The following is a 6,945-nucleotide window of genomic DNA, read 5'->3' on the forward strand; positions in this document are numbered from 1 at the left end:
AGCTAACGGAGGCAAACCACCTTTGATGGCTGCTTAACCTCTACTTTTAAATTCAGTTATTTATGGGAGGATTACCGTCCCGATTGCGCTAGCCATTTGGGGTGTTGGTATGGTGATTGGAGGTCTCGTTTCAGGCTGGCTAGCAGATAAAAGCCTATTTAGAACGATGATTGGAATTTTGGTGAGTTCTGCACTCGCCTTTGTACTTGCAAGTTTTATGATGTCTAATATCTATACTGCGATTACAGCCTTGTTTCTGATTGGTTTCACTGTGATTGGATTAGGTGGCGCATTACAAACACATTTAATGGACATCGCAGGCGATGCACAAACATTAGCGGCATCATTAAATCATTCCGCATTTAATTTAGCCAATGCCTTAGGCGCATTTCTTGGAGGATGGGTACTTAGCCATAATATGGGTTGGTTAGCACCGATCTGGGTGGGTTTTGTTTTAAGCCTGGGTGGTTTGGCAATTCTGCTCATTGCACTGTCGTATGCAAAATACTCACAGAAAAATGAATCTGTCGTTTCTTAATGACAGATTGATGCATTGATTAAGATCAATTCATCAGCTTTGCAATTTGTCGGTCATGCCATTTGAACAGCAATAGCAAGGCAGTTATTACTCCAATTAAGGCAAAGAACATATCAGACTGGGTATCCCATTCATATCCTTGTGTACCAAGAAACTCTTGCGCACCTTGTCCAAGCGCTAACGCAGCTGCCCATTCAATCAACTCATAAGTCGCACTAATGGCTAGTACAATACAGATCACAATAAAACTGAGCATTTTCCCTTTGGCTAAAATCTGATGTCGAATCAAAATTTCCCGTGCAGCAATGGCAGGCACAAAACCTTGCATAAAATGTCCAATCTTGTCATAAGGATTTCGATCTAAACTGAACCATTGAGCGATCTCAAAACCTAAAGGTACACGTGCATAGGTATATGCCCCACCGACAATTAAAACAATGGCGTGCAAGAAAATTAAGCTATACAAAAGATTGGTGAGCGGAAATGTTTTATAGGTGTAAATCAATAATGGAACAATAATTAAGACAGGCAAAACCTCCATCACCCATGTACCACGGTCAAATGGATGAATACCTGAAATGATTAAAATCAATATAAGAATAAATGCCCCACAACACAACATCAGTTTTTGACTCATATAATCTCCTCTAATTTTATTATTTTGTCTTAATATGACTCGATTCTTAAAATTGATCCTCAACTCTATTTTTCATTAAACTTGACAATATACTTGAGGTTTATTCGGATAATTTTTCACCACAATGCGGACAGTAATGATATTTCTTTTTTTCCTGTTGCTGATCTTCAAGCAGCTTCTCCCTAACCAACTGGATGATAATTTCATGGGTCTGCTCTTTTGGCAAACCCACTTTTTTCCGAATTCGTTCAATTTCAACTTGGTCATGCAACAAGTCCAGCTCATCGGCTTGCAAGGCTTCACGAAACTCCTGTTCCAGTCTTTGATTGCGCTGGTTTAATTCATTTGCAAGACCTGAAGCCAAAATACCTGCAGGCAAAGCTGCAATACCAACACCTAGAATAGTAATAAACGCACCTAGTATTCGACCCAAATTGGTTACAGGTGTTACATCACCATAACCCACTGTTGTCAATGTAACAACCGCCCACCACATTGCTTTTGGAATTGAGCTAAATGCTTCAGGCTGAGCTTTATTTTCCACCACATAAATTGCGGATGCCGTCATCACAATCATAATGACCAAAATGAAAATAACTGCTTGGAAAGAACCTTTTTCTCGTTGAATTACCCTTAATAATATCTGTAATGAAACAAAATATCGGGTCAGTTTGAGTAAGCGGAATAAACGTAGAACTCGTAAAAAACGCAAATCGATATGAACAAAGAAATTCAGATATGCGGGTAAAATCGCCATTAGGTCAATAATCGCCCCGCCACTTTTCATCCAGCGAAACCGTTGTTTCCATGCTGATTCCTGTGGATTTTTCTCAACGATGCTCCACAGCCTTAATAAATACTCTCCACTAAAAATAAGAATTGAGAGATTTTCAAAAATATCGAAATAAGACTGATAGAGCTTATACAAGTCATTTACTGACTCCAGTAGCACCGCTGCAACGTTGGCAATAATCAGGGAAATCAGTACATAGTTGACACAGGTACTTACTTTACTTTTATAGTCATCATCATGCAGATTGTTATAAACAAACCGTCTTAGCTGTTGCCATGAAAATTGAGCCATACCATATTTATCGTTATATAAATCAGGTTAAAATGTATCATGTTGCTCAGGCATTTGATAAGTCATTTCGATCTTTGATTTAGGTTACACAACTCTTGATGGATATTGAAAATGAGTGTCGTCAATATCATCATTTTTTTGTTGATTGGTGGAAAATGTTGGGTTATTGGTGATTGAAAAATAAGAAAAACCGAATATTCTTTATACGATTTTTCTTATGAAAATAATATTTTAATTAAAAAAGTTATTTTCATAAATTTTAAAAAACTCACATATATGATTATTTACTTTTTTTTGCAACCCCCATCAATACTTCATTGTATTCTGCGACTAATTTAATATTAAGGTTAACAGGCTGTCCATGTGCAATATTATTTCTTATATTTCTAATGTTGTGAAACTTCTCTATCTCTTCAGGAGTTAATTCAATTAATAGTACATTTATTAAAACTTTAGGAATATCTCTCGCTTTTAAGTCTTCAACTTTCTTACCCAACATAAATATTCCATAGGCAGAGAAATGATCACTAGGAAATCTATATAGTATTTTTTAAGCTCTCTAGTTGCATGCTTACGATCAGGTTGATTTTTAGCTTCAGTAGGTTTTAATTTATTTTTGTGCTTTTTTATTTCCTTATCATTAGATCTCTTTCATAAATCAAAAAACGATCTTCTTTTTGGTTAATATTTGCACTCCGGATTTCTTAGCATTCGTGCATAATCTGCGGATGAAATACATCGATTCAAACAAGCTTTCTGATCCTCAGTTCAAGCGATACACAGGCATCTCATGGTCAACTTTCTATTTGATGGTTGAGCAATTGCAGAAGCATGTCTCTGCCAAAGGCAGACCGCCCAAGTTAAGCCTGGAGGATCAGGTTCTGCTGTGTCTGAGCTATTGGCGGGAATACCGAACCTTATTTCACGTTGCGACGAGTTACGGGGTTTCAGAGCCCACAGCCTCAAGAATTGTCCGTCATGTTGAAGACTGCCTGATTCGGTCTAATCTGTTTAATTTACCCAAAGATTTACCCGAGGGCGAAGGCATCGACTGGCATGTTGTGATCGTGGATGCCACGGAAATTCCAATCCAAAGGCCTAAAAAAACAGAAGAAAAGCTATAGCGGCAAGAAAAAGACCCATACCTTTAAAGTACAGGCCATGATTCACTACAAAACTCAGCAAATTCTGAGTTTATGTACCAGTCGCGTTGCAGTGCATGATTTCGAGTTGTTCAAACGCAATTTAAACCAGATTCCTTTTGGGGCTTTTATTCTTGCAGATAAAGGCTATCAGGGGATTTATGTGTTGTATCCGAATAGCCTGTTGCCATTAAAAGCCAAAAGACACTGTAAATTGGATCCTGAACTAAAAATCTATAATCAGCAAATCAATAAAAGAAGAATCGGAATTGAGCATGTATTTGGCAGCCTGAAAACCTTCAAAATCCTTGCTGAGCGTTATCGAAATAGAGGTAAAAGGCTTGGTTTGAGATTCAATTTAATCGCTGGAATCTACAACTCGGAACTGAGCAAAAAATGATTTATGAAAGAGGTCTAATATATGTCTTAATTTACCGATTAAATCACATATCGAAAGATAGCCTTGTTTTCTAAAGACCCATTCGCAAGATATGGTTACTCAAAGTGATATTCAGCAGCTTTTTTACGCTTTCACTCTTAGCTTATGAGCCATATATGACACAAGTGTATTGCTTTTTTAACGCTGCTCAGGTTCGATCTGACACAATAATGGATGGCCTTGAGATCGTGCAAAGTTATTCACTTGATTCGCTTTTGTTTCTGCAATATCACGTGGATAAATACCTGCTGTTCCTTTGCCTTCATAATGAACTGTCAACATCACCTGACTTGCTTGATCAAGATTCATTCCAAAATAACTTTGTAGTACCTCAATAACAAAATCCATCGGTGTGTAATCATCATTCAGTAAAACAACAGCGTATAGTGGCGGTTTTTTTAATTCAGGTGGTGCTGTCTGAACAATGACTTCGCCATCATGATCCTCTTGCGAGTCACTTAAACGTGGATTTAAGTGCCAATCGACATATCCAGATTGATGAAAGGCATTTTTAACTTCACTTAAATTCATTTGACGTTTATATCTTCGCATATCCAGTTCTTACTAAATTTTATTGGGCATTTGCTTCAGCTTGAGGAATTTCTGATACAAAAGCAGAACTCACATCAACAGGTTGACCACGTTGCCAACTAAAGCGTTTAATCACTGGTGTAGGTGAACTAGATAAGCGAACTTCAATAAACTGAGGTGTGAAACCTTTAGGCATGGTCCAGCGCCCAGTCAACCGTTCAAAATCATCGAAATTAAAATTGGCATCTTCTAATGGCACAACCAAAACTTCAGTATCTTTAATTAATCTTAACTCAACACTACCAACAGCTCGACGTTTATTTGGGCTTACTTGAACCAAGTCCAGTTGATATTCAAAAGCATTTTCGGGTAAAGATTTAATCGCTAAATTTTGTACAGTTAAACTAACACCACCACGTTGTCTTAAAATTTCACGATAAATGGCGTTCATACTTTCAAACTGAGTTTTATCAGCATTAGCTTGATTAATACCTTTAAATAACTCATCGGCATTACTAACCGCCATATCACGTTCTTGAACAGCAGCATTTAAACTCTTACTAACAGAATCCAAAGTGGTTTTTTGCTTTTGTACAACATCAACAAGTTGTTGAGCATCTGCATCATAACCAACAACAGTCAAACCTTGACGATGCCCAACAGTATATCCCAACATAAAACTACTACCAATCAGTAATGTAGCAGCAATCACTAAGGGCAAATTCGTCTTGAGGAATTTATTTTTTTTAACGGAACTTTCTGGTGAAGTAGTCGGTTCAGCGTTTTCCATCATCATCTCTATCGTTATGATTTACATCAAAGCACACATTTAAATCCAAATTTAAATGTGTGTGAAGTAAAAAAGCGTTTTTTATGGTAATAAACCAATACCTTCTAAACCAGCAGCTTCATCAAAATTGAACATTAAATTCATATTTTGAATCGCCTGACCTGCTGCACCTTTCACTAAATTGTCTTGCGCAACTAATACGATCAATTTATTTGGTTGAGGTTGATATAAAGCAATACGTAGCTCATTTGCACCGCGCACACTACGTGTTTCAGGCGAACTATTTGCTGGCATTACATCAACAAAACGTTCATTTTCATAGAAACGCTCATACAATGCTTGTAGATCTATATTCTGAGCTTGCTCAGTTAAATCGACATAAATTGTACTCAACATACCACGAATCATCGGTACAAGATGGGGAACAAAAATAAGATGATTAAATTGTCCCTTTTCACCCGAAATGTTTTCTAAAGCTTCAACAATTTCTGGATGATGACGATGTCCAGCGACACCATAAGCTTTAAAATTATCAGCATTTTCACTATAAATCATGCCTAAACTAGCTTTGCGACCTGCGCCCGATACACCAGACTTTGCATCGATGATAATACTTTGCGGATTGATCAATTTTTCTGAAGCTTTTAGTAAAGGAGCTAAACCCAACTGTACTGTTGTTGGGTAGCAACCAGGATTACCAATCACTTGAGCTGTTCTAATTTTTTCACGATTTAGTTCAGTTAAACCATACACTGAATCGACTAATACATCTGGACAGCTATGTTGCATGCCGTACCATTTTTCAAATTCAGATAGATTTTGCAATCGAAAATCTGCAGCAAGATCAATTACTTTAACATTAGAAGCTATCAACTCTTCCGCATGTTGCATTGCAACTCCATGTGGCGTTGCAAAAAAAACAACATCACACTGCTTTAATGCATCTAGGTCAAGATCGGAGAACGCTAAATCTGTATGCCCTCTTAAGCTTGGAAACATATCTGCAACACGTTTTCCTGCTTCAGTTCGAGATGTTAAAACACGTACTTGGGCTTGTGGATGCCTTAATAAAAGACGTAATAATTCGACGCCTGTATATCCAGTTCCACCGACGATGCCAACAGAAATCACGTGCTCTACCTCAAACTATAAATAGTGGTTGTAGTATGGCAGTTTGACGCCATTTCCACAATCCATAACCCTATAAGTTATATAGCATTTCTAAGTTACAACTTGAGGAATTGATTTTGTATCTAGCTAAAGTTAGTAAAAATATAAAAATTTCTAAAAACAAAAATCTAAATTTAACAACTTATTTTTCACTTAACTGGTCGCTATAACATTAAAAACAGTGTAAAAGTTCTGTCAAATTGTTTTATATAAATTCAATTTTACCACTGGTCAAGAAATACTATTGAATCATCTAAGTATTCGCATAGAATAAAAACCATGCGGTAATAATAAATTTCATGGATGCTAAATTTTGGAGAGCTGGAATGCCTTCTTTGAGATCAAAACAAAGATTAAACCAATACATCAGTTTAGGCGTAAGCAGTATTTTTTTGCTTAGTCCAGCTTTTCTAGTAGGCTGTGGAAGCGGTGAAAGCGAGGCACAATATGTCCCACCCACTCCAGAAGTTGTGATTCCAAAGCCTAAAAACTTCGATATTAAAGTTCCAGTAGAAATGCGTGATGTTATAGTCAAAGGGCTTTGTTGCACAAACCTATCTGTAAAGGCTTTTTCAGCGATATAATTTTCAAATGAAGAAGCCTACACACAAAAT

Annotated in this window: 8 protein-coding genes and 2 pseudogenes; 4 read left to right on the plus strand and 6 right to left on the minus strand. The window is 37.0% G+C overall.

Annotated features, from left to right (window positions below; all coding sequences use genetic code 11):
- Positions 1–76: 76 nt before the first annotated feature.
- Positions 77–538, plus strand: a pseudogene (locus NO346_RS07960) (MFS transporter); the annotation flags it as partial.
- A 25-nt stretch (positions 539–563) separates the two neighbouring features.
- Here the strand turns inward: NO346_RS07960 and NO346_RS07965 are convergent.
- The 3 genes from NO346_RS07965 to NO346_RS07975 all read right to left on the minus strand — a co-directional run bounded on the left by NO346_RS07965 (position 564) and on the right by NO346_RS07975 (position 2,758).
- Positions 564–1,175, minus strand: coding sequence for a DUF2238 domain-containing protein (locus NO346_RS07965; RefSeq protein ID WP_256414827.1), 612 nt, complete (start codon positions 1,173–1,175; stop codon positions 564–566).
- 100 nt (positions 1,176–1,275) lie between these two features.
- Positions 1,276–2,259 carry an ion transporter gene (locus tag NO346_RS07970; RefSeq protein ID WP_256414828.1) on the minus strand — a complete coding sequence of 328 codons (984 nt, stop codon included), beginning with the start codon at positions 2,257–2,259 and terminating at the stop codon, positions 1,276–1,278.
- A 280-nt stretch (positions 2,260–2,539) separates the two neighbouring features.
- On the minus strand, positions 2,540–2,758 hold the full coding sequence (locus tag NO346_RS07975) for a hypothetical protein (protein ID WP_256414829.1): 219 nt from the start codon (positions 2,756–2,758) through the stop codon (positions 2,540–2,542).
- A gap of 229 nt (positions 2,759–2,987) precedes the next feature.
- Here NO346_RS07975 and NO346_RS07980 point away from each other — a divergent pair, with 229 nt between their 5' ends.
- The gene (locus NO346_RS07980) at positions 2,988–3,383 is read left to right on the plus strand and encodes a transposase family protein (protein ID WP_080631261.1); all 396 of its coding nucleotides are present in this window, start codon (positions 2,988–2,990) and stop codon (positions 3,381–3,383) included.
- Positions 3,331–3,801: a transposase family protein gene (locus tag NO346_RS07985; RefSeq protein ID WP_256414830.1), complete on the plus strand. Its 471-nt coding sequence runs from the start codon at positions 3,331–3,333 to the stop codon at positions 3,799–3,801. The genes NO346_RS07980 and NO346_RS07985 overlap by 53 nt, the downstream gene beginning before the upstream one ends.
- Positions 3,802–3,978: 177 nt before the next feature.
- On the opposite strand, the gene clpS is transcribed toward NO346_RS07985, so the two are convergent.
- The 3 genes from clpS to argC all read right to left on the minus strand — a co-directional run bounded on the left by clpS (position 3,979) and on the right by argC (position 6,292).
- The gene (clpS, locus tag NO346_RS07990; RefSeq protein ID WP_005160061.1) at positions 3,979–4,392 is read right to left on the minus strand and encodes an ATP-dependent Clp protease adapter ClpS; all 414 of its coding nucleotides are present in this window, start codon (positions 4,390–4,392) and stop codon (positions 3,979–3,981) included.
- Positions 4,393–4,411: 19 nt separating this feature from the next.
- Positions 4,412–5,161 (minus strand): DUF6776 family protein, encoded by a 750-nt coding sequence (locus tag NO346_RS07995; protein ID WP_371924539.1) that lies wholly within the window; start codon positions 5,159–5,161, stop codon positions 4,412–4,414.
- Between the two features lie 81 nt (positions 5,162–5,242).
- Entirely contained in the window at positions 5,243–6,292 is a 1,050-nt protein-coding gene (argC, locus tag NO346_RS08000) for an N-acetyl-gamma-glutamyl-phosphate reductase (RefSeq protein ID WP_087545470.1), read from the minus strand.
- 365 nt (positions 6,293–6,657) lie between these two features.
- Between argC and NO346_RS08005 the strand changes: the two are divergent.
- Positions 6,658–6,867 (plus strand): annotated as a pseudogene (locus tag NO346_RS08005) (hypothetical protein); the annotation flags it as partial.
- Positions 6,868–6,945 lie beyond the last annotated feature (78 nt).

The organism is Acinetobacter sp. 5862, from assembly GCF_024494585.1.
GTDB lineage: Bacteria > Pseudomonadota > Gammaproteobacteria > Pseudomonadales > Moraxellaceae > Acinetobacter.

Excerpts from the sequence above, each read along its gene's own strand:
- clpS (WP_005160061.1), bottom strand. The coding sequence starts at position 4,392 with ATGCGAAGATATAAACGTCAAATGAATTTAAGTGAAGTTAAAAATGCC.
- NO346_RS07985 (WP_256414830.1), top strand. The coding sequence starts at position 3,331 with ATGCCACGGAAATTCCAATCCAAAGGCCTAAAAAAACAGAAGAAAAGC.
- NO346_RS07965 (WP_256414827.1), bottom strand. The coding sequence starts at position 1,175 with ATGAGTCAAAAACTGATGTTGTGTTGTGGGGCATTTATTCTTATATTG.
- NO346_RS07980 (WP_080631261.1), top strand. The coding sequence starts at position 2,988 with ATGAAATACATCGATTCAAACAAGCTTTCTGATCCTCAGTTCAAGCGA.
- NO346_RS07970 (WP_256414828.1), bottom strand. The coding sequence starts at position 2,259 with ATGGCTCAATTTTCATGGCAACAGCTAAGACGGTTTGTTTATAACAAT.
- NO346_RS07995 (WP_371924539.1), bottom strand. The coding sequence starts at position 5,161 with ATGGAAAACGCTGAACCGACTACTTCACCAGAAAGTTCCGTTAAAAAA.
- NO346_RS07975 (WP_256414829.1), bottom strand. The coding sequence starts at position 2,758 with ATGTTGGGTAAGAAAGTTGAAGACTTAAAAGCGAGAGATATTCCTAAA.